A 26687-nucleotide genomic window follows, 5' to 3' on the forward strand; every position below is an offset into this window, starting at 1 on the left:
AGCGGCCACCCGCAGCCGGCCAAGACCGTGAACCAGACCATGTACTGGGACCCGGATGAGTGGGACGCCTGGTACGCCGACTACAAGAAGCGCGCCCAGCGCACACAACTCGACGTCGACCGCAACGGCAACCCGGATGACCTGATCACCTTGTCCGAAGCGGCCCGGGTCCTGGGCGTGGCACCCACCAGCATTACCAACTACCCCAAGCGCCCGCCCCGCGGATGGCCCCAGCCAGTCGAGGAGGAGCAGTTCCCCAGCGGTCGGCTGCGCCGCTGGTACCGTCGCGCGGACATCTGGCACTACGCCGATACCCGTACCACCGCTGGCCCTCACCGCACCAGGCAACCCAGGGGGAAGGCCCAGTCCGAAGAGGAACCGCGCACATGAGCCAACCCCAGGACGACTTCGGTCCGGTCCAACTCGCCCGCTGGCTGGGACTCAAGGAGTCCCAACTGCGCCGCGCACAGAACCTGGGGCTGATCCCGCCGCCCGACATCGAGGGACGACGCTGGTCACGATCCCTCGCCATCAGCCTCCCCGACCAGGTCGAGCAGATCCTTGACCAACTCGGAGAGACAGGCACACCCGCCACTGCGCGCCCTGCAGCGGCCGGCGGGCGCGTCGGCCGGGCAGTGACACCGGGCACAGGGTCTGGGCGCCACGCCGCGGGACGCCGTACCCGACGAGGAGCGACCGGCCGCGTCACACTGGCAGCAGGTGTGCCGGCGAGACAAGGTGGTCGCGGATGAAGTTCGGAGTGTCGACGTTTGTCACCGACGAGGGCATTGGGCCCAAGGCGTTGGGACCGGCCCTGGAGGAGCGCGGGTTCGACTCCTTGCTGCTGGCCGAGCACTCGCACATTCCGGTCGAGAGGGAGTCCCCGTACCCAGGGGGCGGTGAGCTGCCGCGGATCTACTACCGGACGCTCGACCCGTTCGTGGCGCTCGCCGCGGCCGCCTCGGTGACCCGTGACCTGCTCCTGGGCACGGGCATCGCTCTGGTGGTCCAGCGCGACCCGATCCACACCGCGAAGGAGGTCGCCTCTCTCGATCTGATCTCCGGAGGCCGGGCCGTGTTCGGCGTCGGCGCGGGCTGGAACCGCGAGGAGATGCGCAACCACGGGACGGATCCGGCCGTCCGCGGACGGCTCATGGACGAACGCATCCGCGCCATGATCGAGCTGTGGACCAAGGAGAAGGCCGAGTTCCACGGCGACTTCGTCGACTTCGGCCCCGTCTACGCCTGGCCCAAGCCGGTCCAGAAGCCGCACCCGCCCATCTGGGTCGGGGGCGACAGCGAGCGCGCTTTCGAACGCATCGCCGCCTACGGTGCGGCGTGGATGCCGAGCGATCTGCCGCTCGAGAAGCTCGGTGAACGCATCGCACATATGCGGCAGACGGCCGGAGATCGCCCGTCCGTCGTGGTGTACGCGGGCCGGCACGACCGGGAGGCGCTCGACACCTACGCCGAACTCGGAGTCGAACGCGTCCTGTTGTATCTGCCGACCCTGCCCGAGGACCAGACGCTGCGCACCCTGGACGAACTGGCCGAGGCCACGTCCGGGCACCGGTGACAGCTCGCGGCCGCCGCTGAATCGGAGCTGACCGTGCCGGACATGGACGAGGACGAGGCGCGCCGCCGGTTCACGATCGCGCGGGTGGCGCGCCTGGCGACGGTGGACGCGAGCCTGCGCCCCCATCTGGTGCCGGTCGTCTTCGCGGCCCACGGTGAGGAGATCGTCACCGCGGTGGACTGGAAACCGAAGAGGTCGCAGCGGCTGAAACGGCTGGACAACATCGCGGCTCACCCAGCGGTCTGCCTGCTCGTCGACGCGTACCACGAGGACTGGGAGCGGCTGTGGTGGGTCCGCGCGGACGGTGACGCCCGCGTGCTGCCGCCAGGCACCCAGGGCGAGTACCCGGCGGCCGTCGCCCTGTTGCGGGAGAAGTACGCGCCGTACCGGCAGCGACCGCCGACCGGCCCGGCGCTCGTGATCGCCGTACGCCGGTGGCACGGCTGGCGTGCCGCGCCGGAGGGCTGCTGAAAGATCATCCACAGCCCATCGGGCACCAGACGCTCCGTTATTCCCATGCAAGTGACAACGAACGAGCACCGTCCGCGACTTGCAGTCACATGCTGTCGGGGCGGGATGGCATGGTCGCGTCAGGCCACGATGCCCCATGAGTCGAAGTCGTTCGGCGAAGGAGACGAGGACAGCAACGTGGGCGGCCGGGACGCGAAGTTCGCCGACCAGAAGCTGGAGACCGCTGTTCTGGGCATCATCAACGAGATCGTCCGCCCGGACATCACCAAGACCTTGCTGCAGATCCATGGCAAGGCACCGCACGCGAAGATCGCCCTCATGGGGTATCCGCCACTGATCTCCGACAGCGGCTCCTGCCTGAGGATCCTGCCCTTCGGCCTGTCCTCGGATTCCGCAGACTGGCTCAACGCCACCGCTGGCACGCTGGCAGCGGCGATGCAGGGCGCAGCCGACGACGCCAACAAGCAGGGCGCGAGCGTGTGGTTCTCCGACCCGACGAGCTACTTCGCGGGCAAGGGCGTGTGCGGTGACCCGGAGCAGGTTCACGGCATCGTCAAGACACTGACCGAGTCTGATAATCCGATCAAGGACTGGCCGCTCATCAACCAGTCCGGCCTGTCGGCCCAGTCGTTCCACCCGAAGATTGGGGGCGCGCGCCTGTACGCGAACGCCCTCGAGCGCACCATGTCGGGCATGAGCCTGTAACGATCACTCAAGATTATTCCGGGGCAGCCCGCAAGGGCTGCCCCGGACCTCTCTGAGTACCAGTACTCATGCCCTACACCACCGGCCTGGTGGACAGTTGCCCTGGCAAACCCCCTGGCGGAACACTCAGAGACGAGAGGCCCGATGAACAGCACGGCCAAAGGCGGCCTTGCCGTCCTTTTGTTGCTCACGATGACTGCGTGTTCATCCGGCAACCGCGCCGTCAGTCCGGAGGAGGCCCGCAGACTAGCCGGCAGCCATCAGGCGGTCGAGGCCAGGCAGCAGGCGGAGCCGAAGCTCCGGAAGGGTATTCGGGCATACGCCGACCACACCCGCCTCAGCCTCGGACTGGTCGTGGTACAGGACGCTTGCCAGACGGGCCTGCGCAAGCAGGCGTTCTTCCAGGATGGAAGCGACACTTACAAGATCAAGTGCTCGATGCGTGTAACCGCCTACTACGGCGCCGACCCACACCACATGGCCGATGTCATCGACAGCATCCTGACCGCGGGCGAGAGCAACCCGCAGATACCGTTCACCCACGATGACACTGGCAAGCGGCTGCTCGCCTACTACCGGAGCCAGGGGCCGAACCCAAACGGCCCGAAGGCGCTGGACCCAAGCGACGTCTTCGCCTGGGGAGACACGCTGACGTGGGATCCGGTGCGTGACCGTAATCCCAAGCGCCTCGTTGAGGAGCCTCTCACCCTCAAGAACGATCCTCCGATGCAGCGGTTCCTGCGTGAGCCGGCGTCGGGAACGGTCTCCGGCCTTCGCCAGAAGTACGGCATGGTATTCCGGCTCGATCTCGGCTCCGACGATTACTACGAGGTCCTCAAGAACGGCCGACGTCGGTGAGGAGTGCGAACCCTCGGGCCGGCGTTGAGGGGTGGGACGTGTGTCAGCGATGCGTAACGGGTACCCGGGACCGGCCGCGGCCGCGGCCGCGGGCACCGGCCGGACGGAGACACCAGGATCACCTCGAACCGGAAGGACCGGGAACGGAGAGTGTGACAAAGGCACGGTCACGCACGTGCCGGGCTCCCTACCAGACCCGAACACGACGTCGTCCCGATCATCGCTGGCCCCCATGCCTTCTGCCCCTCCTCAGAGACACGCAATGTCGAGGCCAACTGTCCCCTGGACCTGTCTGGCCATTCCACAGTGCTGTGACTGCTGCTCCGCCTCGCCCAAGCCGTACTCGGAGATGGTCGCCTAGGACCGCCGTCTGCGGCTGGCCGGCTATGAGATCTACCGCTTCGGCGGCTGGGAACTCACCCGGCCCGACAGCCCGCAGCTCATCTCCGACTCTTCACAGAGCTCCTCACCCGCCACAAGAAGCGACACCGTAGCCATGGCACGCACCACTTCAGTAGCCGGACGTGTCCATGGCCTCCAGGTACTCGATCTGCCGGTCCTCGTACACACCGAGATGTGCCGAGTAGCCGCCCCACAGCAGGTGCGAGCTTGTGCAGCTCGTTCACCTGCTCGTAGGGGTGTTCCGACCCAGATCAGAGCTCCCGGCCAGCCTGTCACATGACGGACTTTCACGATCTTTCTGACGCACTCCCACGGTTCGTGGGCCCTGGACGATCGCGCCGTCGGCGACCTGCGGATCGTTTTTACTGCCTGACGGTGAAGTACTGCCATGCGCCCCATGTGTTGAGGTTTCCGGTGTCCTTGTTGCTGTGGACGTACTCGGCGCGCAGCCGGAACCTGCTGTTGACTGCCTTGGTCAGGCTGAGCGTCGCGGAGGTGGTGCTTGTCGTGCTGAGCGTGTGGCAGGAGGAGGTGCTCTGTGTGTGCCAGGCGCCGCCGTAGTATCGCTGGGTCTGGAATTGCACGCACTGGCCGGCCTTGTTGGGCGTGACCGTGACGTTCAGCTTTGCGCGGGCGGTGTGGTGGTAGACCCGGTAGACGATGCTGCCGTAGTGAGTGCTTCCGTCATAGCCGCTGAGGGAGTCGGACACCTTGGCGTAGGCCGACACGGTGCGGGCGGCCGTGGCCGCTGCATAGCGGTAGTCACCGGCGAAGGATGTGGTGAAGACGATGCTGCTGGAGACCTTGTAGCTGGCGGTCAGGTTGCCGTGGCTGTCCACCGTGCCTGTCCTGACCAGCGCCTTCTTACCGTGGTAAGGCTCGGCGTAGATCGACAGTGTGTGTCCGTTGTAGGTCGTGCCGAGGTGGGCCGTGATCTTTGCGGTCGCGCCGTAGGCGTATGACGACGCGTCGCTGCTAATGCTCAGCGCGGTTGTGCTGCGTGAGACTTGGACGGTTGCAGAGGCGCTGGTGGCCTGGTGTGCGGAGTCACCGGCGTAGGTCACGGAGTAGGTGTTGGCTCCGCCGACCTGCGGAACGTCGGCAATGTGGAAGGTGCCGTCGGCGGACAGCGGCGCGTCGGGCAGCGCCACGCCGGCGGGATGGGCGAGGTCGCTCTTGACCACCTTGACGGCCTCACCGGGCGGGTACGTATCCGCCGACAGCTGGCCGGACACGGTCAGCTGGGACGCGCGGTTGCTTTTCACCGGGGCGGCGAGGTTGATGGTGGTCTGCGCCGGGAGCTGCCATGGCACATAGAACGTATAGGCCGTCGTCGTCTGGTTCCCGGCCGCATCGACGCCGACGACGTAGAGGGTGTGGCTCCCCCAGGTCAGGGAGGCTGTCAGGATTCCCTTGCCCTGGGCGTCGGCCGGGATCTGGGCGGCGCCGATGCCGGGCTGCTGGTCGAAGGCATACTCGAAGTGATCCAGACCGCTGGCCCAGCAGTCCGGAGCCTCCGCTTCCACGCATCCGCCGGGGAGGGGATCACGGGACGTGAAGCTGAACGTGGTGGGCTGCCCGGCAACCTTCTTGGGCGTTCCCGGGCTGCCCACGGGAGGGAAGTCCGGGTTTGTGACGACCGGGGCGAGTGGCGCGCTGCCGTCGACCCGGAAGTAGCAGGACGCGGTCGGGTTCGAGTACGCCGTCCCGTCGTACGTCGACGCGTGCCAGCCGTAGGTGTGTCCATCCGTCAGGGGCAGCGGGACATACACGGATTGGTAGGGAACCGGCAGCCCGGAGACGGACCCGTCGGCTGCCTGCGAGCCGTCGACGTCCCATGCGTGGACGACCCCCTGGTACGACACCCCATCCACCGTGGGCCGCGGCACGCCGATGGAGACCGTCATGCCCTCGGGAGGCGGAGTAGTCACGGACTGCCAGGTCGGGCTGCTGTCGCTGCCGCAGGCCGAGCTGGCAGACAATGTTGGCGTCGGCAGTGCCGGGTTGATGGGGGTTTCGTCGGCGGCTGCTGCCGTTGGAAGGGCTGCCATGACGGCGCCAGCCAGCAACAGCGCGACCCAGCCGCGCTGACGCACGGTTCGATTCACATCTTCCTCCCGGGCCGCGCCCGTATGTCGGTATCGAAGTCCTGCGCTCTCGCGGGGGCAGTGCTCGCAGACCTGGTCGCGCGCACGGCGACCGCGATTACGGCACGCGTCTCCTATGTACGCGGCCGTTCGCCCCCCTTGCTGCGGTACGGGACCGCAGAGCATTCGGACGCTACACCGCCTCGGAAAGCCTCAGCGTTTCTTGATCAACAATTTGCTGTGTACGGGAACCGACCGGCCCGATGCCCTTCAGACTCCCTCGCCGAAGGCACACCACCAACGAACTGGCGTGACCCGGACCGGACGCCGGAGGCCATACAGGGGCCTTGGGCCGGACCTCACCCGCTACTGATCGCGCTGGAGTGTCCAACTCTGCGGAAGTGCCCGGTGCCCGGTCCTTGAAGGTGGCAGGTGCCCGGCCGGTCCTCCCGGCCGGGCATCGTCACGCCTTGGTCCTCAGGGCTTGGTCATCGTGCGGTTGAGTTGGTGCCGGTGGCCCACAGGGCGCCGCCCTTGCCGGGGCCGCCGGTGTTTTTGTAGATGACGAGGTTGCCGTCGTTCTGCATGTACGCATACGCGCCGGAGTGGCCGCTGGTGTTGGTAGCCCACAGGGCGCCGCCCTTGCCGGGGCCTCCGGTGGGTTTGTAGACGACGAGGTTGCCGTCGGTTTGCATGACGGCGTAGGCGCCTGGGTGGCCGGAGGTGTGGGTGGACCAGATGGCGGCGCCGTCGCGTCGGCGGTACATGACCAGGTTGCCGTCCGTCTGCATGATCAGGCGGGTGTAGGTGCCCTCCGTCCACGTGCCGGGCTTGAGGGTGTTGCCGCCGTAGACGGTCTGGTACCGGGCGGAGGTGGCGCTGCCCCACAAGGTCGTGTGGCCCGCCTTCGCCCAGACGACGATGTTGCCGTCGTCCTGCACGGTGGCATAGGCCCCCGGGTAGCCGTACGAATGGCTTGACCACAGGGCACGGCCCTTGCCCGCTCCTCCGGTGGCCGTGTAGACGACGAGGTTGCCGTCCGTCTGCATCACCGCGTACGCACCGGTGTTGCCGCTCGTCCCGGTCGACCAGACCACCTGGCCGGCGCCCTTGCCGGTGTTCAGGCGGGCCACGAGGTTGCCGTCGGTCTGCATGGTCAGCGTCATCACGGCACTGCTCAGGCTATGCCCCGAGGGCAGCTGCTGGCCGGGGTACATGAAGGCGCCCGCGGCGGGTGCCGGGGTCGAGGCGGGGATGTGCGGGTCGACGAGGTGGATGTTCTTCCCGCTGTCCAGGTAGGCGATCTCGCCCTGGTACTTGTCGACGGCCCAGGTCACCCGGCGGTCGTCGGCGACCGGCCCGCCGGGAAGGTCGGCCAGGTCGCTGGTGGTGGCGGTGTCGGTGTGCACGTCGGTCAGGGTCAGCTTGCCCGCCGCCGTGTCGTGTTCGACGACGAATCCGTCGCCGAGCTGGGCGAGTTGGGCGGGTACGGGGACGTCCTTGCCGGTGGCCAGGTCGTGCACGCCCGCCGGGCCCCACGGTCCGCAGGACCAGTACACCCAGTGCTGGGCAGCGGCCTGCAGCTCGCTGGGCACGCACGGGGCGTCGGTCGTGACGGTCTGGACGGTGCGCTGGCTGGTGAGGTCGATCTGGGTCAGCGTGCCCGCTGCGCTCCCGGGGACCCACACCGTGGAGCCGGACAGCGCGGCGGCGGATGTCGGGCGGCTGAACAGCACGTGGCTTGTGCCGCCCATGTCCGCGTCGCCGATGTACTGCTTCTTGGTGGAGCCGCCGTTGTAGACCACGTAGGGGCCTTCGGCGTCGACGAGGGTGCCGCCGGTGGCGCCGGGGGTGACCAGCGCTGCGCTGTCGCCGGGGCTCTGCACGGTGACGGCGTCACCCTGCGCGTTGGCATTCGGCCACAGCTGGGAGATGTTGCCGTCGCCGGTGGCGATGGGCGGGTTGCAGGTGGCCGTGGTGTCGCAGTGGGTGGGGGCGAAGGGCCGGCCGAAGTTCTGCTCGGTGCCATAAGAGGGCGGGGAACCTGGCTGGACGGGGCGGTCGTAGACGATGTCCCCACCGGCCGTCGTGCGCCGGACCATGTCCAGCTTCCCGCCGGCGAAGGCCAGGCCGTCGACGGGAGCGGGCATACCTGGGTCGGAGTCCACGGCGGTCCCCGTCGTGGTGCCGTCCGGGCCGGCGGTGAACAGGCGGGCCGCCCAGTCGGTGACCGACGAGCCGCCCAGGACGATTGCCCCTCCCGGCTCCTGTCTGACGCTATTGGTCATGACGTGGTCCAGGACCGGCGTCACCGTGGTCGATCCGGACAGGGGCATCGTGTAGAGCGGGTAGCCGATCGTGTCATCCTCGGGAGACGGACCGGTGTGTGACGCCACGTACGTGATCAGTAGGGAGTCGCCCGCGATGCCTACTTGGTACAGGGTGCTTGTGTAGTACGGGCTGCCCAGCGGTGCCGGCGGGACCTGGATGGCGTTCTCCGTCCGCCCGGGATCTGAGCGGGTCACGAGGTAGACCTGTCCCGCCGATGAGGTCCCGTCGGCGCCGTACGACGAGTACCAGGCGATGTAGGTGCTGGAGAGCACGACGCGGGCGCCGGAGGCCAGCGGCCCCATGATAGGCGTGACGACGCCAGTCGCCAGGTCTACCAGCGCCAATCGGTTCTCGGTCGTGCCGCCAGTTGTTTCGGTGTAGCGGATCACCACTGATTCGGCGTCCCCGGCAAGCACCGCGGCCTGCAGTGTGGCATCCGAGGGCCAGCCGGTGACCGGGGTGTCGGTCTGCTGACCGTCCGCAGTGTGAAGCACATGAAAGCCCGTGACGGTCCCGTCCGTGGCTTTGGTGACCGTCAGCACGTGCGAGCCGAAGGTTCCCAGATAGCTCTGGCCGGCGCCGGGGGTGATGGTGGCGGTCGTGTCCGAGTCCATGTCGTGCAGTTGGTAGCCGTCGGTCGACGGGGTGGCCACGACGTCGGAACCGGCACCCCAGTACCCGGGTGATTGGGCGTTCTGGGCGGTGGGCGTGACTTCCGGCATGGGGATGTCCGGTCCGCCGGCGTACTTCGTCCAGACGTAGGTGGACTGGTTGTCGGACCGGTGCAGGAAGCCACCGGTACCCGCGAAGACGACGACGTCACTGGGCGGGTTGTTCAGCAGCGCGGCCGGTATGACCGTCTCGGCGGGGGTGTCGGCCGAGGCCGAGGCCGTGGTCAGGGCCCCCGAAGCGAGTGCGCATGCCGCGGCGACCGCGGTGCATCCGTTCCTCAGAGTGCGCTGGGCCACCCGTTTCCTCCTCGGGAAGCGAGCTGGGCCGGGCCCCGTGCGGGGCGCCCGGTCCAATCGTGGTTGGCGTGTTACGTCGTTAGTGGTCGTTGTAGCGGCGGGCGGGTGGGGCGAAAGCACGGCCAGAGTCGGCACCGCGTGGTCGTGCTAGAGGGCGAGGTGGCCTTGCCGTCGTCCATGAGGTCACTGGCCGTCATCGCCTTCGTGTTGGGGCTGAAGGCGGTGTTGTCCGATTGCTTGACAGCGTGGCCAGAGTGTCACTGCGCAAGGGCGCGGCTCGTACACCGTCAGGCGCAGTCTGATCGTTTCTGTGCAAGCGATGCAAAGGTTTTCATGAGTGACCGCATATACGAAGAAAGAACCTGCAACAAGATCGCAAAGAAGTGGCTGGATATCAGCGAAGGCTGAACGAGCGCCAACTCGACCACCTGCGCCGCATCTGTCAGGCTGTGACCCCGGTGACCTCCCACGAACTCCGGCCTTGCCGTGACGGTCTGTGCCCCGCGTGACCGGGGTCTGAGCGCCCTGGCATGACGGGCTGACGGCCGCTGGAGGGCGGTGACCATCGAGGCCGGCCGCCAGCACTGACTGATAGCACGCTCGCCTCCTCCCACTTCAACAGCGGTAGACGAGGCGGCCGAGCTGATCAGCAAGCTCCGGCAAGCGGGCGGCACGATCTGGTGATCGGGGATCCGGCCGGCCGTCGATGTGTGGCAGCAGCCGATGAGCATGTGTCGGAATCTATCGGCCGGACTGTTCACCGACGTTGATTCTCGACACGAGTTGCCGACACTGCCCCGGGCGGTTCGTCGGGAGCGAGTGTCGGCAGACGATGGCGAGCTCAAGCGGTCAACACTTCACCGCTGTTGAGGAGGTCGGCGTAGACTCTGCCGGACTGCGGTAGCCATAGGTCTTGCGCGGACGCTGGTTGCGCTCGTGGGCTGGACAGACCCCGCTGGAACAGCTGACCGGTACCGAGGAGCGCGGGGAGCAGCGAAAGGGAAGTACAGGCTCTTGACCGGGGTGGGCGGCTCACCTCCGCTGGCGAGCTTCCCGGCACCCCGTGCGCCCTCCTGGCGGCCCGCGTCTGGACCCGGACGACGCTCACCGCGATGACCTGGACCGGCGACATGCCGCGCGCTGTGGAAGTCGTCAGCCGGCTCGTGGACAACGGCGTACGCCACGGCCAGCTCACCCGCGCGGCCGCCGCGGACCGCCGGCTCACCCTGACCGCGTCCCTCACGGACACCGACGCCCTGGTGCTCGACGTCTGCGACCTGGTCCCGGCCTTCCCCGACGCCGCGGCCGCGCTGCGCGGGGAGAAGGGCCGCGGCCTGTGGCACATCGCCCGCCTGGGCGCCCGGGGCACCTGGTTCCCGCCGCGCGACGGCGGAGGCAAGGCCGTCCGCGCCGTACTCGACCCCGGACCGGCAGCCTCATGAACTACGCACCTACCCCGTGACTTCTGTCCGGTGGCCGCAGGTCCCTTCCAGGAGCTTTGGTGCCCTGCGGATCGGGCATGCCGGGCAGTGTTCAACGGGCAGCGCCCCCGTGCCGCTGCTGAGGCGGGGCGGGGGGCGCTGCACGCTGGCGGGGGGCGTCAGTTGTCGGGTCCGAGCGTGGTCAGATCGATGGAGTTGGTGATGGCCTTGTAGCCGTCGGTGGTGAGGTTGACGTGGTCGCCGGTGTCGTCGTCGTTGGGAGCGGTGTCGGCGTTGAGGATCAGTGGTGTGGGGTCTGCCGTGCTGGTGGAGTCGGGGACGGCGACGGCTGATTCGGCGTCGAGGCTGGTCACTGTCGGGGTGCTGTAGTCGACCTGGTCGGTGATCCAGGTGTTGGCGGAGACGCGGTTGGTGTCTGCATCGGTGGTGCAGGGGGTGTAGCCCCGGCAGGGTGTGAGGGTGGTGAGGACGACCTTGATGCCCCAGCCGCGCAGCTGGGCGAGGAGTTGGCCGTAGGCCTGCTCGAGGTCGGTGTCGTCGGTGCCGGCGGTGGTGTCCTTGAGGCCCTCGTCGACGATCACGGTGGTGATGCCGGGGAGTTGGAGGACGTCGCGGTCCAGGCGTGTGAGAACGGCGGGCCCGCCTTGGGTTTGGTCGGTGGCGACGCGGTTGTTCTCGATGCCGGATGCGACGACGCCGTAGTCCGGGACGCTCTGGTCGTTGCTGCGCAGGGCGGCGGCGAGGTCGTCGGAGAGGCGGGGGGTGACCAGGCTGGCTTTGGTGGTGGCGGCGAAGGGGTCGGTGAGGTTGTCGCCGAGTACGGCCACGGTGGGTTGGTTTCCGCTGCTGGTGACGTCGATGCCGGTGAGGATGTCGGTGAACTCGCCCCACTGCACGCCGGTTCCGGTGAAGGTGGTGGTGCCGGTGTCGGTGGTGTGGTCGCCGGATCCGACGGCGCTGACGTACTGCACGGCGGCGCCGGCCCAACTGTGCTGGACGAGGTAGGGCGTTGAGTTGGCGAGGTGGAGGCTGACCATGATGCGCTTGCCGGGCGTGGCGGCGTAGGCGATGGGGTCGCTGTAGACCTCACCGCCGACCGGGATGGTGACCGTTTTGCTGCCCCCGTTGAAGGTGAGACCGGTGGGGGTGGCGGCGGGGGCGGCTCCGGAGGACTGGGTGGCGATCGTGGTGTGGTCGATGGTCAGCGGGGTGCGGCCGAGGGCGTTGGACAGGTGGATGCGGACGCTGGATCCGGCGACGCTGGGATCCGCTGCGATGCGGAAGGTCTGGTCCTTGAAGTCGGTGCCTTCGAAGTTGAACGCGCCTTCGCTGGGGGAGCTCCAGGCGCCGGTCCACTTCGCACCGTCGGGGGCGGTGGTGGTGTCGCGCAGGGCCATGCCGAACAGGTGCAGTCCGGGGACGTCCTGGCGGGCGGCGCTGCTCAGGTCGGGGAGGGTGACCGAGCTGATCTGGGCACCGGGCTTGAGGGGGACGGCGAAGGCGTAGATGTTGGTGGAGCGGTTCTCCTGGGTGCCGCTGGTGTGGTTGCGGTGGGGGAGGGTGACGGCGGCCAGGGCGTTGGAGCCGTAGACCCAGTCGGGGACGGTCAGGTGGTAGGCGGAGGTGCTGTTGTCGGCGTAGGTGATGGATCCGTAGGGGCCGCCGGCCCGGCAGTCCTCGTACTGTCCGTTGCCGAGGGTGCATTCGGTACCGCTGACGGAGGTGCCGTCGGGGATGACGGGGCTGGAGTAGTCGTCCTCGGCGCGTTGGGAGCTGACGAAGCCGTAGGTGGAGAAGCCGAGGAAGACCAGTGCTCGGCCGCTGCCGGTCATCTGGATGCTTTGGTTGGCGGCCATGACGTTGTCGCCGGAGGTGGAGGCGAAGCTGGGCAGGGTGAAGGTGGCGCCGTCCACGGTGATCTTGCCGCCGGGCTGCCATCCGGCCGCCTTGAGGTCCTGCAGTGACATGGTCGCTCCGACGCCGTCGGCGTCGGCGGCTGTCTGGTTGGTGTCGTCGGTGACCGCGGTGTTGTTGAACGCGTCCTTCAGGCTGGCGTAGGTCTTGCCGGCGTGGCCGAGGGCGGTGAACTGGTACTGCTGCTGAGTGGAGACGTTCCCGGCGGAGTCGACGGCGTAGACGTAGAGGGTGTGCGTTCCCGGAGCGGTGGGCGTGACAGAGATCGTCGCGGAGTTGCCGGAGGCGGTGACGACCTCGGAGCTGGGGGTGCTGGAGGTGGGCGGAGCAACGTCGAGGTTGTAGAGGAATTTCGCGGCGCTGTTGGTACTGAGGGTGAAGTGGCCCGTGGTCCCCGCCGCGGTGGTGCCGGGAGAGTCCTCGGGATACGTGCCGTCCTTGTCCTTGACGGTCGGTTCGGCCGGTGCGGTGAGGTCGACGGTGAAGTGGCAGCTGGAGGAGGCGGAGCTGCTGTCCTTGCCGTCACTGGAGGTGACGTTCCAACCGACCGTGTCACCAGTCTTCAGGCCGCTCATGAACGAGGAGGACAGCTGTTTGGGGGCGTTCTGGCCGCTTGCGACGGTGGCGCTGGTGGCCGTGGTGGAGCTGCCGCCGTTGACCCAGTACTTGTAGGTCGCTGCCAGTGCGTCCTTGTCGCCGTCGCTGACCACGGCGTTGAGCGTGGGCGGCGTGGTGACGAGGGTCTTGCCGATGACGGGATAGGGGGCAGTGGTGCCGCAGCCGACCGAGTGCGTGCCGAACTTGGCAGCCAGGCTACCCGGTTTGCCGGGGACGTGGTTGTACTCGATCGACATCGACGGGTTGTTGTCGAATCGCTTGAAGTAGTCGCCGTCGCCGCTTGATTCCTGGCTGTTGACCAGGGCGAAGGTCCAGCTCGAGTCCTTGGCGGCGGCCTTCTTGGCGATGGTGGAGGTCACATCGAAGCCGCCGGAGGGCTCGCTGCTGCAGGCGGGTCCGAAGCTCTTGCTCCTCAGGTAGCTCGACAGGCTCGGCTTGTTGTTCCACGTGGTACCGGAACCGATGGCGCCAGTGAGGTACAGCTTGACGGTGGAGGAGAGGCTGCAGCTGGCCGAGTACTTCTCCTTGGCGTCGACCGTGGCAGAGACGATGTGGGTGCCCCAGACGGTGGAGGGGATGCCGAGCTGGAAGTAGGAGCGTTCGTCTCCGATACAGCCCGACCAGCTGTTGTAGCCGACGCCAGGGTCGCCGTACTGGGTGGAGTCGTAGTTCTTCGCCGTCGGGCAGCCCTGCTGGGTCTCGATGTAGTGCTGCTTGTTGCCGGGCGCGTAGTGCGGGTTCCAGGTGGGGTCGATGTAGACCGGGTAGTGGGTGCCGGACCCGCCGAGCAGCTTCTGGTCCGGCGTCAGGGACAGCGTGGTGCCGGTGACGTCGTCCGCGACCCGGGCCACCTGGGCGCCGATGCCGGGACCGGATGAGCTGTCGTCCGCGCCCGCGGTGTCGGCGGGCGCTGCGCCTGCTGCGCCGCGGGACGTGGCCAGCAGCTGAGTGGAGGCGCCTTTGGAGGAGGAGTCCCACATCATGGGCTGGGGGGCGCTGAACATCGTCTGGCCCGCTGCGGTGGCGGCCTGCAGGTTGTCGTGGCCGTCGTCGGAGACGGTCACCCCGGTGGCATGGGCGGCCAGTTTCAAGGTGGCCAGGGCCGGGTTGCCGGCGGCCTCGGCGGTCTTGACGACGATCAGCTCGGAGAATCCGCCGAGTGTGTTGGCCGTCAGCTTCAGATCCACGTCCCTGAGGACGTCGGGGTAGGTGATCGTGGCACCCGACACAGTCGGTTTCGGCAGTGTCTGGGGCCAGGAGAAGGCCAGTTGCGCCTTGCCGCTTGTCATCGACACCAGGGGCGTGCTGCCGCCGCCGGAGAAGGCCAGGGGCTCGGCCGCTGCTTTGGGGCTGTAGCTGCCGTCGCCGTTCTGCTGCAGGGTGGCGTCGACCGGCACCCACGCGTCGTCCTTGCGGACGCGTTGGGGCAGCAGGCTGGTGGTCCAGGTGACGCTGCCCGAGGGATTGGCCTGAACCGTGGCGGTCTCGGTGGTCAGGGCCTCCACCGTCACGGGGCTGCCTGTGCCGGCCGCCTTGGCCTGGGCCGTTGCCAGGGCTGCCTGCTGGTCCTTGCTCAACCCCGAATCGTCCGGAGCGCGGGTGGTGCCCAGCGGAGCGTCCGGGTGGGATTCGGGCAGCGGCGGCGCCGGCGTGGAGACGGGCGATGTGCCGCCATCGTCAGCCGCGGCAGGCATGGCCGGTGTCAGGGACAGCGCCAGCGCTCCGACAGCGGCCGTGATCAGAAGACGGCCGGTTATCCGCGGTTTCTTTTTGAGCGATCTGTTCGCGCGGCGCGGACGGAAAGAACCGGACATCTGCCCCCCATGTTGCGTCCGATGAGAAAAGAGCCGATAAGCGCGAGGAGGCTACCCGTGATTGCTTCGAGGGGACAACCGGCGGCTGAAAACGACATGATTGCGCCAGGGGCGTAATGGGTGGCTGGAAATCGACCTCCTCTTATCTCGTCGGGCAGATGCGTGGTATGGGCAATTTTGCTGCGCATGCGGGCTGTTGGAGGTGTTCTTGGTCAATCGGCCCATTGCGTGGGGCAATTGAGGCGCCGCCTGTCGTTTCTTGGCCGTTCCAGGGGTGGTTCATGGTGCTCTCTATACGCGATCCATACTGTGGAGGCCCTGTGAATACCGGCTTCACATGGTCGAATATCCCTTCGGCAGTCACGCTGAATTGGGGGGTCCGGAGTGCGTCGGAATTCGCTGTGGCGGATTTACGGAAGAGCGATGCGGATACGCAGAGTCCCTGCCTTCTGGATCGCCGCCGTCACCGCACTCGGTCTGCTGGTCGGCCTTGTAGCTCCGCAGGCCGCGCTCGCCGCCGGACACCGGCCGGACTACCTCGTCAAGACGAAGAAGGAACGCTCCGTCCCGGTGCGGCCCGTCAAGGGCAAGGCCGTCGCAGTGCCGCGGATGGCCCGCTGGAACCCCGGCACGGCACACAGAACCTGGCCCGCAGCCGGCAGCGCCGATGCGGCGGTGCCGGCCCGCGGCGCCGCCGCCCGGCACGCAGGCCACCTGCCGGTGACCCTGGCGGCCGCCGAGCAAGGCCACCGCGCACCCTCGGGCACCAAGCTGCACGTGCGCATGCCAGGCCAGAAGGCCGCGCAGAAACTCGGACTGCACGGCGTGCTCCTCGCCGTCCAGCCGGACACCAAGACTCCCGGCGGCAGCACCCATCTCAGCCTGGACTACTCCGCGTTCAAGGACGCCTACGGCGGCGACTACGCCGGGCGCCTGCACCTGGTGCGGCTGCCGGCCTGCGCGCTGACCACTCCCGGCAAGCCCGCATGCCGCACGCAGACCCCGCTGGCCTCCACCAACGACACCAGGCACCAGACCGTCTCCGCCGACCTCGCCCTGCCCTCGCGCGCCACGGCACAACAAGCCGCCACAGCCCAGCCGACGGTCCTCGCGGCAGTGGCCGGCGCGTCCGGCGGAGGCGGCAGCTTCGCAGCGACCTCGCTGGCCCCCTCCGGCCAGTGGTCGGCCGGCAGCTCCAGCGGCGCCTTCGGCTACTCGTACCCCATCACCGTGCCCGACGTCCCCGGCAGCCTGACCCCCAGCGTCGCCCTGGACTACAACTCGCAGAACGTCGACGGGCGGACCTCCTCCACCAACGCCCAGTCCTCCTGGATCGGCGACGGCTGGGACTACTCGCCCGGGTTCGTCGAGCGCAGCTACCCGGCCTGCTCCGACGACACGGCGAACGGCACACCCAAGACATCCGACGAGTGCTGGTCGGACGCCGCCCAGACCCTCACCCTCTCCCTCAACGGCTCGTCCAACACCCTCGTCCACGACGACAAGACGGGCGCCTGGCACCCCCAGGACGACAACGGCGAAAAGATCGACATCAGGACCGACACGGTCAACGACGACAACGACCACGAGTACTTCGTCGTCACCACCGCCGACGGCACCAAGTACTACTTCGGCCTCAACCGCCTGCCCGGCTGGGCCTCGGGCAACGACACCACCAACTCGGTCTTCACCACCCCCGTCTACGGCAACGACACCGGCGAACCGTGCCACGCCTCCACCTTCGCCGCCTCCTGGTGCCAGCAGGGATACCGGTGGAACCTCGACTACGTCGTCGACCCCCACGGCAACGCCCTCAGCTACTGGTACACGCCCGAGACCGGCTACTACGGCCGTGACAACGCCACCACCGCCACCCCGTACACCCGCGGCGGCTACCTCGCCAAGATCCAGTACGGGCAGCTGGCAGGCAAGGTCTACGACACCACCGCACCGGCCGCCGCGCAGGTCTTCTTCGACACCTCCGAACGCTGCCTGCCCGATTCCGGCTTCGACTGCGCCTCCTCGAAGATGACGACGGCCAACGCCTCACGCTGGCCCGACGTCCCCGTCGACCAGACCTGCGCCTCCACGGGCACCTGCGCCAACCACGGGCCGGCCTTCTTCACCACCAAGCGCCTGACCGGCATCCGCACCCAGGTCCTGGTCGGCACCGCCTACCAGGACGTCGACGCCTGGTCACTGGCCCACACCTTCCCCTCCACCGGGGACACCACCACCCCGTCGCTGTGGCTGTCCTCCATCACCCACAGCGGCAAGGACGGCGGCAGCCTCGCCCTGCCCCAGGTCAAGTTCGAGGGGCAGGCACTGGCGAACCGGGTCGACGGCCTGGACGGCTACCAGCCCATCACCCGCTACCGGCTCACGACCGTGACCACCGAGTCCGGCGAAGTGATCACCGTCAACTACTCCAGCCCGCAGTGCCACCGCACCGGCACCCCGGTGCTGCCCTCCAGCGAGGACACCAACACCTACCGCTGCTACCCCTCGTACTGGACCCCGCCGGGCCAGACCTCCCCGCAGCTGGACTGGTTCAACAAGTTCGTCGTCAACTCGGTCACCGCACAGGACCCGACCGCACACGGCCTGCCCGTCCAGACCTCCTACACCTACGTCGGCGACCCGGCCTGGCACTTCAACGACGACCCGCTCACCCAGGCCAAGTACCGCACCTGGAACCAGTGGCGCGGCTACGGCACCGTGGAGACACGCACCGGCACCTCGCCGGAGAAGATCACCTTGTCCAAGCAGACGTACTTCCGCGGCATGGACGGCGACAAGACCTCCTCCGGCACCCGCAGCGTCACCCTCAACGACCACGCCGGCGACGACCCCCAAAAGGACTCGGACTGGCTGGCCGGCCAGAGCTTCGAGACCGAAGGCTTCAACGGCGACGGCGGCGCCCTGCTCTCCGACGAGACCAGCGACCCCTGGACCTCACCGGCCACCGCCACCCAGACCCGCACCAAAACGGGCCTGGACGCCCTGGTCGCCCACCGCGTCAACATCCAGCGCAGCCGCGCCGTCACCACCAAGTCCGACGGCACCCAGCGCACCACCGAGACCGACTACAGCATCGACGACGCCACCGGCCTGCCCAAATCCGTCGACGACCGCGGCGACACCTCCACCACCAAAGACGACAAGTGCACCCGCACCTGGTACGCGCAGGACGCCTCGGGCAACACCCTGCCCACCCCGCGCCGGGTGCAGCAGGTCGCCGTCTCCTGCGCCGCCACCCCGAAGTACCCCGACGACCTCGTCAGCGACGACCTGACCTTCTTCGACAACTCCACCGACAACACCGCGCCGCCCACCAAGGGCGACGTCACCATGGTCCAGAAGGCCGACTCCGTCGCCAGCGACGGCACCCCCCACTACATCACCGCGCTGAAGACCACCTACGACGACTACGGCCGCGAACTCACCGAAACCGACGCCGACAACCGCACCACCACCACGGCCTACACCCCCGCCACCGGCGCCGCCCCGACCTCCGTCAAGGTCACCCAGCCCAAGGTCACCGGCCAGAGCACCGCCTTCACCAGCACCACCACCCTCGACCCGGCCCGCGGCCTGGACCTGAAGACCACCGACGCCGCCGGCTACTCCACCACCAGCACCTACGACCCGCTGGGCCGGCTCACCGCCGTCTGGAACCCGGGCTTCGCCACCAGCAACAACCCCAACACCAAATACAGCTACAACCTCACCCCCGACGCCCCGTCGACCGTCACCACCCAGACGCTGCTCGACAACAACACCTACCGCACCTCCCTCTCCCTCTACGACGCGATGCTGCGCCCGAGAGAGACACAGACAGGGACGGCCGACGGCGGCCGGATCATCACCGACACCGTCTACGACAGCCACGGCTGGTCGGTCAGCTCCTCCGCCCCCTACTACAACAGCGGTGCCCCCTCCACCACGCTCGTGGACGCCGCCGACAACCAGACCCCCGCCCAGACCGGCACCCTCTACGACGGCGCGGGCCGCGCCACCGCCTCGATCGCCTACCACTTCGCCTCGGAGACCTGGCGCACCACCACCGCCTACCCCGGCTCCGACCGCGTCGACGTCACCCCGCCGGCCGGCGCCACCCCCACCACCACCTACACCGACGCACGCGGCCAGACGGTCAAACTGCTGCGCTACCACGGCAGCTCGCCCACCGGGACCGCGGACACCGTCACCTACTCCTACGACGCCGCCGGCCACCAGACCGGCCAGGACGACGGTCAGGACCACACCTGGGCCAGCACCTACGACCTGCTGGGCCGCCGCACCTCCCAGACCGACCCGGACACCGGCTCCTCCAGCTCCATCTACGACAACGCCGGCCAACTGCAGTCGAGTACCGACAACCGCGGCAAGACCATCTCCTACAAGTACGACGAAATGGGCCGCAAGACCGCCGAATACGACACCACCGGCGGCGTCGCCCCCTCATCCAGCAACGAGCTGGCCGCCTGGACCTACGACACGCTGAAGAAGGGCAAGCCCACCTCTACGACCCGCTACGTGGGCGGCACCTCCGGCAGCGCCTACACCAGCAAGGTCCTCGGCTACGACAGCCACGGCTGGGCACAGGCCACCCAGCTCGTCATCCCCTCCTCCGAGGGCGCACTGGCCGGCACCTACCTCCACCAGAACCGGTACAACCTCACCGGCACGCTCCAGTCCTACACCGACCAGGACCCGGCCACCGTCAAACTCCCGGAAGAGACGGTCTCCTACACCTACGACGCCTACGACCGGCCCATCGGCGTCGGCGGCGACACCAACGGCTGGGCCTACGTCAGCGGCCTGACCTACACAGAGTTCGACGAGCCACAGCAGTTCACCTACGGCACCTCGGGCAACTTCACCCAGCAGACCCTGGGCTACGACGACCAGACCCACCGCCTGATGGGCTCCACCACCGTCACCCAGTCCGGCCACGCGATCGCCGACCAGAGCAAGTACGCCTACCAGCCGTCCGGCAACGTCACCAAGATCACCGACAAGCTGGAGACCGGCCAGACCGACACCCAGTGCTTCAACTACGACTGGGCACAGCGCCTGCAGGCAGCCTGGACGGCAACCGACGACTGCGCCGCCACCCCGACGCCCGGCGCCTCCGCCACCGTGGGCGGCCCCTCCCCGTACTGGCAGAGCTGGACCTACGACGCCACCGGCGCCCGCCAGAGCCAGGTCGACCACGACCCCGCCGGCGACACCTCCCACGACACCACCGCCACCTACACCCCCTTCACCGCAGGCAAGGGCCCGGCCCACGCCGTCTCCCAAGTCGACAAGGCCACCCCGGCCGACCCCGCCGGCAGCACCACCAACTCCTACACCTACGACGAGGACGGCAACGTCCACACCCGCACCACCCGCGCGGGCACCGACACCCTCGCCTACGACGACGAAGGCCACCTCGCCGATCTGTCCTCCACCGGCAGCGCCGGCGACACCCAGTACCTCTACGACGCCGACGGCAACCTCCTCATCCGCCGCAGCCCGGACGCCACGACCCTCTACACGGGCGACGAGGAGCTCACCGTAAAGAAGAGCGCCACCAGCGCCGACGGCCTGCGTTACATCTCCATCGCCGGCCAAACCGTGGCCACCCACTCCTCCGACGGCCACTTCACGTACCTCATCCCCGACCGCGAGGGCACCAGCACCCTCGCCGTCGACGCCCAGACCCAGGCGATCACCCGCCGCCAGTACAAACCCTTCGGCGAGCAACGCGACCAGACCGGCAATTGGACCGCAGGCCAGCGCGGTTACGTCGGCGGCACCCAGGACGACAACACCGGCCTGACCAACCTCGGCGCACGCGAATACGACCCCTCCATCGGCCGCTTCCTCGCCCCCGACCCCCTGTTGAGCCCCGGCGACCCGCAGTCCTGGAACGCCTACGACTACGCCGACGACACACCCGTCACCACCTCCGACCCCTCCGGCCTGTGCCGGGCCGACCAATGCGGCGTCGGCTACCCCATCGGCGGCACCGGCACCAGCAAGGACAACCCCACCCGCTACATCGACACCGGCCCCGTCGACCCCGGCGGCGAAAACACCGCCTACTGCCACCACGGCAACTGCACCGACGGACACCGCCTCGGCGAAGGAAGCGGCGCAGGCGGCGGCAACATCAGCAAGAAGACCTACGACCCCCAGGCCGAAGCCCGGGCAGCAGCACGCGCCAAAGCCACGGCGGACGCAGCCGCTGCCGCCGCACGGAAGCAGGCCTCCGGCCTCAAGCACCGCATACTCAACCTGGTCGCCGACGTCCTCGGCATCACCGACGCCTACAACTGCTTCACCAAGGGCGACGTCATGGGCTGCATCAACACCGCCCTGACCGCCGTCCCCTGGGGCAAGGTCTTCAAAGCCATCAAGGTGGGCATCGAGGCCTTCAAGGTCTGGCGAGCCCTCGACCGCGCCTACACAGCCGTCAAGGACGCCGAGGAAGCCGCGAAAATAGCCGACGGCGTCCTGGACTCGGAACGCGCGATCGCAGAGGCCAGAGAAGCCGAAAGCGCCGGCACAGAAGCTGCCGGCTGTGTACACAGCTTCACAGCGGCTACAGGCGTCCGCCTCGCTGACGGCTCAACCAAACCGATCAGCCGGATTAAAACGGGCGACACCGTCTTGGCCACGGACCCGCAGACCGGCATCACCGCACCGGAGAAGGTCCAGAACGTCATCGTCACCCACACGGACCGCGACTTCACCACCGTCACCGTGGACACCACCCCGGTCCGCGGCCCACCCCACACCACAAAGCACCGACCCCAGACCCTCACCACCACCTGGCACCACCCCTTCTGGGACGCCGGCCACCACCGCTGGACCGACGCCCACAACCTCACCCCCGGCACCAAACTCCGCCAGCCCGACGGCACCAACGTCACCGTCACCGCAGTCCACAACTTCCACCAGCACAAGACGACCTATGACCTCACTGTTGGCACACTCCACACGTACTATGTGCTGGCGGGCACCGCACCGGTGCTGGTCCATAACTGCCCAAGGGTTGTTGGCGGAGCGCCTGGCAGCCGTCCGGGTAAGCCTTTCACCCGCGCAGGTAAGAAGAAGGTCTGGAACGCTAATGAGGCCGCAAATGGTGGCGTGGCGAAATGTGAGATGTGCGGCGAGCCTGTTGTTAGGCCACAACAATCAAGAAGCGGTGTTACGCCGCCTTCCGATGAAGGTGCAGTTGATCACAGGGAACCGCAATCGAGGGGCGGATCCGGGGATCCCAGTAATGGCGATTTGCTATGCCGGGTGTGCAATAGCGAGATCAAGAACGACCAAACTTATGCTGAAATGTGGGAAGAGATGGGAACCTTCCCGAACGGTGGAATACCGGGGAGTTAGGGGTCGACGTCAATGAGTGGTGAGGCTGCCTCGGCTGCGCCTGATGTAGCAGGTGTAGTGCAGCGTACCATTATCAATGGTGAAATGTCGGCACTGGTCGTGGTGCACGACGATGAAGGGGACTGGCTTATCGGGGACGGTGTGAATGATCCAAATGAAGACGGCGCATGCGGTATCTATCATCTAGCTCACGTTCTCGATTTGGATGAGACGCTGGCCGAAGCATTGGCCATTCCGATTGGGCATGCGGCCACTAGAGAGTCGGCGTCAGCCCCGTGGGAAGTTAATCCCTGGGTGTATGAAGATTGACCTCTTCCTTCATTGGACTGTTGACTCGAAGCTGATGCCGAAGAGTTGACTGCACTGCCTGGGTGCCGTCCATGGTCTCTCGGTGCTGGCACGAGGTCTTCGGCGCGCAGACGCTCCTCACTCACGCCCTCGACGTCGAGGGAGACGGCGCCCTGCAAAGCCGCCAGCCGCTCACTGTGCATACCACCGCGATCTGCTCGCGTTCGGCGCCGACCCAACGCTGTGCGATCCGGCCGGGGACACTCCCCTGGACGTGGCCGAGGAGTACGACCACCATCCGGCGATCAAGCTGCTGACGCAGCACATCGTCCGACGTCCCAACGCTGCCTGTCGATCCGCCCGGCGTACACCAGCACCGGATCGTCGTCCCGTGAACGCTCCACGGCCGCCGCGCCCGCCGCGGAGCAGGCTCGCCAGGCCCACCACTCAGCCGCGCAAGCGCACCAGCCGGGCGTGCCCAGCCTGACCGCCCAGAAGCGCCGGCCCCCCTCTGGTCGCCGGACACGCGTGCTGCTGGAGCCGCACCGCGCGCGTCCCGCAGAACAACGCGTCGAAGGGGGGTGGGGCCCGTTGTTGCGGGCGCGGCGATCGTCGACCGGCTCACGCTCAACGGCACGATCATCGAGACCGGCACCGACTCCTACCGCCGCCAGCACCCGAGCGAGCCGAGGAGCCGGCGAAGACCGGCTGAGCTCACGGCGACCAGACATACGGTGTCGTCGTGGTGACCGCGTGCAGGCCGAGCCGGGTGAGGATCGGGGCGCTGTCGGCTGAGGCGTCGACGTAGACGTAGGGGACGTCGCGGGCAGCAGCGAGCTGGGCTCGGTGGGCGACCATGGCCCGGTAGATGCCCTGTCCGCGCCATTCCTTGAGCGTTGAGCCACCCCAGAGGCCGCCGAAGTCGACACCGTCCTTGAACACGAGCCAGGCGGCACAGACGACTTCGGTGCGGGCCTCAGCGACGAGGACGACGGTGTTGTCTGGGGAGCTTTCGATCCGGGCGGCCAGGTCGTCGGCCAGCCAGCTCCAGTCTTCGCCCCAGACGGTGCTCTCCATAGCGGCGATGCGTTGGAGATCCGATCTGGCGGTGACACGGCGGAGGGTCACGCCGTCGGGCAGGACGGGGTCGACAGCAAGGTCTGCGGACCGCCCGATGAGCACGGTCTCGCTGGCCTCGGCGACGAAGCCGGCGGCGGTGAGTCGATCGGTGAGGTCGGCGGGGAGATCGTGGGCGCGAGTCTTCCATTCGACCGCCTCACCACGAGCAGCGTAGAAGTCACGCTGCCGCGCAATGAGCGTGTTGAGTTCTTCCCCACACACACCAAGGTCGCGTGGGCCCGTGACGAAGCCACGGTGCCAACCGACTACACGGGTCAAGGGGCCGTCCTTCTCGATGCGGACGCCACCGCCAGGCGGTGTGACACCACGGAGTTGGGCGTCATACGCGGTGCGGAGTTCGTTGATCAGAGTGTCCTTCACTCGAACACCGTACGGACCAGGTCAAGTGATTAAGCGCCGGTCAAAACTGCGCGAGCTTCAAGGGCTGCACTCTCCCACCAGGCACGAAGGATCAGAAACAGGTGCTGTCCTCTGCCGCTTCCTGCCTCACTGCCAGCCGCCCTTCGGGTGGCTGACCGCCCCCGGGTTCGCATCCACGCAGTGCCGTCATTCCTCATCCACAGTTCACAGCCGGTTGATCACCAACTAGCGCGAGGGTGCGGACGCGGTCCGAAAGGGTCGACCGTGGAGCCTGTCGCTGGAGGACCGGGCACTGCTGTCGCGGTCTACTGGCGCACGAACTTGACCATGCGCCAGCGTGCTCCACTCTTCGGGACCTCGAAATCGGCTGCCGACCGCATCATTGATCACCTCGGGCCCCTGCTCGCTGTTCAGCCCCGCAAGCGGTTCGCCAAAGACGCGGTGTTGATCGTGGACGGCACTCTCGTGCCCACGCGAGATCACACCGTGGCCGCACAGTCGAAGAACTACCGGCGGGACCGCTTTTGGGCCCCGTCGTGCCGCGCGGACGTGCGAGGAGTCGATCATCGCCCGAGGCCAGTCCAGCTGGTTCTTCGATCGCAGCTTCTCTAGCAGCAGTACGTGCAGCTGGTCCCGGACTTCGGCCTCGTTCCAGGCCGCCAGGCGCCGCCAGCAGTCATGCCCGAGCCGAAGCCCAGCTCCTGGGGCAGATACTCCCACTGGATTCCGGTGTGCAGGACGAAGAGGATCCCGCACAGCGCCTGCCGGTCCGGCACCCGAGATCTGCCCTCGACCAGTTTCGGCGCCGGCTCGGGCAGCAACGGCTCGATGAGCGACCACAGTTCATCCGACACGATCCACGGCCGCGACTGTCGTCTCCCCACGACCAGAGCAACGAGCAGACAAGCCGACAGTCATATGATCAACAGCTTTTGGTGGAACTAGCCAGGCCCGTTGCGGTGGCCGTCACCACCGCGGTGACAGCTGGCACCAGGAAGGCCGACGCGGTGTTCATGCGCACATGCTCGCCCCCAGGAACCGGAGGGGCCAAGTCCGGCACCTCTGGGCAGAGTTTAGCGAAAACCGCCCAAAAAAATTTGGCCCGCAGGATCCCAGGCAGACGGCGAGTACGGCCTGGGATTGCCAGAGAGCCACCGACCCCCACCCCTTTGAATCATGTTACTTAGACACTTCCTCGGACACATTATGTGGCCTAGGGCGCGATACCCCTTGGAAAGCAAGGTATCGTGAGCGTTGCCTCACAGATCCTTCCGAACTGAGCAGCGAGGGCCGCCAGTTCACAGACCCCCCGGGACCAGCACGTCTGGTGCCGGACCGGGAGGGGGAAAGTGAGGTGGTGCTGATGAGCGCCCAGTTGGACAAGCCCGACAGGGAGAAGTGGCCCGAGCCGGATAAGTGGCAGGTCCTCCTGGCAGTGGCGAGTCTGCTGGTGGCAATCATCGCGCTGGCGGTGCAGTTCGCTCAGTGATGTCACTGAGTCCGCCTCACGACCGGTCGAAATCGGTTCGCGCCCCGCTGCTGAAATGCAGCGAGTCCGGCCGCCTCTAACTCGACCGGACTCGTGAACTGCGTGGAGGGGCCTGGCCCGGATGCCGCCGGGTCGGGTCTCTCTGCGCTGACCGGGGTCACCCCCTGCCAACGCGTAAAACTTTACCACCTTTAAGCCTGATTCGGCATGGAACCGCAGGTCAGACAGCCAGCCACCCCATCTGCTGACGCCGTTCGGCTGCGGAGCGTCCCGGGGTCAGAGTCCGGATCTAATCGTGCCCAGGTACTTACGGGCGGTGCCCTCGGTCAGTCCAGCCAGTGGCCCCAGGATCGGGGCGAGCGAGTTGTCCGACTTCGCACGCTCGGTCTCGGGCGGTTTCGCGTACAGCTCTGCCAGCGCCTGCTTGCCGGTCGCCTCGTCGGGCGCCGGGCTTCCGTCCCGGTGCGGGGGGAGGGCTGCGCCGACTGTGCGCATGTACTCCAGTCCGCTCATGCCTGGCTCGACCCCGGCGACCGCTGCATCGAGAGCAGCCAGGTTCATCTCCGCCATCGCCTGCCGCTTTTCCTGCTCAAGGCGCCTGATGGAGTCGCCGGCCGTGCGGAGTCTGGTCAGCAGCTCTCTGCGGACCGCTCGTCTTCGGTCATGGACAGCATGATGTAGTGCCCCAGCTGACCGCTGGGGCACTACAGGATTTCCGGGACCGCATCGTGTGACTTACAGCTCATTTCGTTTGGTGTGATCTTGCGGCATGCTGTTTGCGTGTCGAGCGAGTTGGTCGAGCGGATGGTGCCGGACGGATTGTGGGAGCTGT

Annotated in this window: 13 protein-coding genes and 3 pseudogenes; 10 read left to right on the forward strand and 6 right to left on the reverse strand. The window is 67.6% G+C overall.

Annotated elements, in window-relative coordinates; all coding sequences use genetic code 11:
- The 5 genes and pseudogenes from ACZ7FF_RS43480 to ACZ7FF_RS43500 form a co-directional block, all read left to right on the forward strand.
- Positions 1–390: pseudogene (locus ACZ7FF_RS43480) on the forward strand (hypothetical protein); the annotation flags it as partial.
- 358 nt (positions 391–748) lie between these two features.
- On the forward strand, positions 749–1576 hold the full coding sequence (locus ACZ7FF_RS43485) for an LLM class F420-dependent oxidoreductase (RefSeq protein WP_470820122.1): 828 nt from the start codon (positions 749–751) through the stop codon (positions 1574–1576).
- A 33-nt stretch (positions 1577–1609) separates the two neighbouring features.
- Positions 1610–2047 (forward strand): TIGR03668 family PPOX class F420-dependent oxidoreductase, encoded by a 438-nt coding sequence (locus tag ACZ7FF_RS43490; protein ID WP_470820124.1) that lies wholly within the window; start codon positions 1610–1612, stop codon positions 2045–2047.
- Positions 2048–2176: 129 nt separating this feature from the next.
- Positions 2177–2752, forward strand: coding sequence for an SGNH/GDSL hydrolase family protein (locus tag ACZ7FF_RS43495; RefSeq protein ID WP_470820126.1), 576 nt, complete (start codon positions 2177–2179; stop codon positions 2750–2752).
- Positions 2753–2896: 144 nt separating this feature from the next.
- Positions 2897–3610: a hypothetical protein gene (locus ACZ7FF_RS43500; RefSeq protein ID WP_470820128.1), complete on the forward strand. Its 714-nt coding sequence runs from the start codon at positions 2897–2899 to the stop codon at positions 3608–3610.
- A gap of 764 nt (positions 3611–4374) precedes the next feature.
- On the opposite strand, the gene ACZ7FF_RS43505 is transcribed toward ACZ7FF_RS43500, so the two are convergent.
- Positions 4375–6120, reverse strand: a complete 1746-nt coding sequence (locus tag ACZ7FF_RS43505) for a hypothetical protein (protein ID WP_470820130.1) — start codon at positions 6118–6120, stop codon at positions 4375–4377.
- A 467-nt stretch (positions 6121–6587) separates the two neighbouring features.
- Positions 6588–9398, reverse strand: a complete 2811-nt coding sequence (locus tag ACZ7FF_RS43510; protein ID WP_470820132.1) for a hypothetical protein — start codon at positions 9396–9398, stop codon at positions 6588–6590.
- 1112 nt (positions 9399–10510) lie between these two features.
- Between ACZ7FF_RS43510 and ACZ7FF_RS43515 the strand changes: the two genes are divergently transcribed.
- Positions 10511–10840: an ATP-binding protein gene (locus tag ACZ7FF_RS43515; protein WP_470820134.1), complete on the forward strand. Its 330-nt coding sequence runs from the start codon at positions 10511–10513 to the stop codon at positions 10838–10840.
- A gap of 158 nt (positions 10841–10998) precedes the next feature.
- Here ACZ7FF_RS43515 and ACZ7FF_RS43520 read toward each other — a convergent pair whose 3' ends face one another.
- Entirely contained in the window at positions 10999–14949 is a 3951-nt protein-coding gene (locus ACZ7FF_RS43520; protein ID WP_470820136.1) for a hypothetical protein, read from the reverse strand.
- Between the two features lie 660 nt (positions 14950–15609).
- On the opposite strand from ACZ7FF_RS43520, the gene ACZ7FF_RS43525 reads away from it, so the two are divergent.
- Positions 15610–22578, forward strand: coding sequence for an RHS repeat-associated core domain-containing protein (locus tag ACZ7FF_RS43525; RefSeq protein WP_470820138.1), 6969 nt, complete (start codon positions 15610–15612; stop codon positions 22576–22578).
- A 57-nt stretch (positions 22579–22635) separates the two neighbouring features.
- A complete protein-coding gene (locus ACZ7FF_RS43530; RefSeq protein WP_470820140.1) occupies positions 22636–22887 on the forward strand; it encodes a hypothetical protein in 252 nt (83 codons plus the stop codon).
- Between the two features lie 693 nt (positions 22888–23580).
- Here the strand turns inward: ACZ7FF_RS43530 and ACZ7FF_RS43535 are convergent.
- Positions 23581–24366, reverse strand: a complete 786-nt coding sequence (locus ACZ7FF_RS43535; RefSeq protein ID WP_470820141.1) for a GNAT family N-acetyltransferase — start codon at positions 24364–24366, stop codon at positions 23581–23583.
- A 229-nt stretch (positions 24367–24595) separates the two neighbouring features.
- Here ACZ7FF_RS43535 and ACZ7FF_RS43540 point away from each other — a divergent pair.
- Positions 24596–24879, forward strand: a pseudogene (locus ACZ7FF_RS43540) (helix-turn-helix domain-containing protein); the annotation flags it as partial.
- Here ACZ7FF_RS43540 and ACZ7FF_RS43545 read toward each other — a convergent pair.
- Positions 24880–25223: pseudogene (locus ACZ7FF_RS43545) on the reverse strand (transposase); the annotation flags it as partial.
- Between the two features lie 506 nt (positions 25224–25729).
- Between ACZ7FF_RS43545 and ACZ7FF_RS43550 the strand changes: the two are divergent.
- Positions 25730–25855: a hypothetical protein gene (locus tag ACZ7FF_RS43550; RefSeq protein WP_470820143.1), complete on the forward strand. Its 126-nt coding sequence runs from the start codon at positions 25730–25732 to the stop codon at positions 25853–25855.
- 276 nt (positions 25856–26131) lie between these two features.
- Here ACZ7FF_RS43550 and ACZ7FF_RS43555 read toward each other — a convergent pair whose 3' ends face one another.
- Positions 26132–26425, reverse strand: a complete 294-nt coding sequence (locus tag ACZ7FF_RS43555; RefSeq protein WP_470820145.1) for a hypothetical protein — start codon at positions 26423–26425, stop codon at positions 26132–26134.
- Positions 26426–26687 lie beyond the last annotated feature (262 nt).

This window comes from Streptomyces sp. NPDC037126 (assembly GCF_055605965.1).

Excerpts from the sequence above, each read along its gene's own strand:
- ACZ7FF_RS43555 (WP_470820145.1), bottom strand. The coding sequence starts at position 26,425 with ATGGCGGAGATGAACCTGGCTGCTCTCGATGCAGCGGTCGCCGGGGTC.
- ACZ7FF_RS43525 (WP_470820138.1), top strand. The coding sequence starts at position 15,610 with ATGCGGATACGCAGAGTCCCTGCCTTCTGGATCGCCGCCGTCACCGCA.
- ACZ7FF_RS43485 (WP_470820122.1), top strand. The coding sequence starts at position 749 with ATGAAGTTCGGAGTGTCGACGTTTGTCACCGACGAGGGCATTGGGCCC.
- ACZ7FF_RS43550 (WP_470820143.1), top strand. The coding sequence starts at position 25,730 with ATGAGCGCCCAGTTGGACAAGCCCGACAGGGAGAAGTGGCCCGAGCCG.
- ACZ7FF_RS43515 (WP_470820134.1), top strand. The coding sequence starts at position 10,511 with ATGACCTGGACCGGCGACATGCCGCGCGCTGTGGAAGTCGTCAGCCGG.
- ACZ7FF_RS43495 (WP_470820126.1), top strand. The coding sequence starts at position 2,177 with ATGCCCCATGAGTCGAAGTCGTTCGGCGAAGGAGACGAGGACAGCAAC.
- ACZ7FF_RS43500 (WP_470820128.1), top strand. The coding sequence starts at position 2,897 with ATGAACAGCACGGCCAAAGGCGGCCTTGCCGTCCTTTTGTTGCTCACG.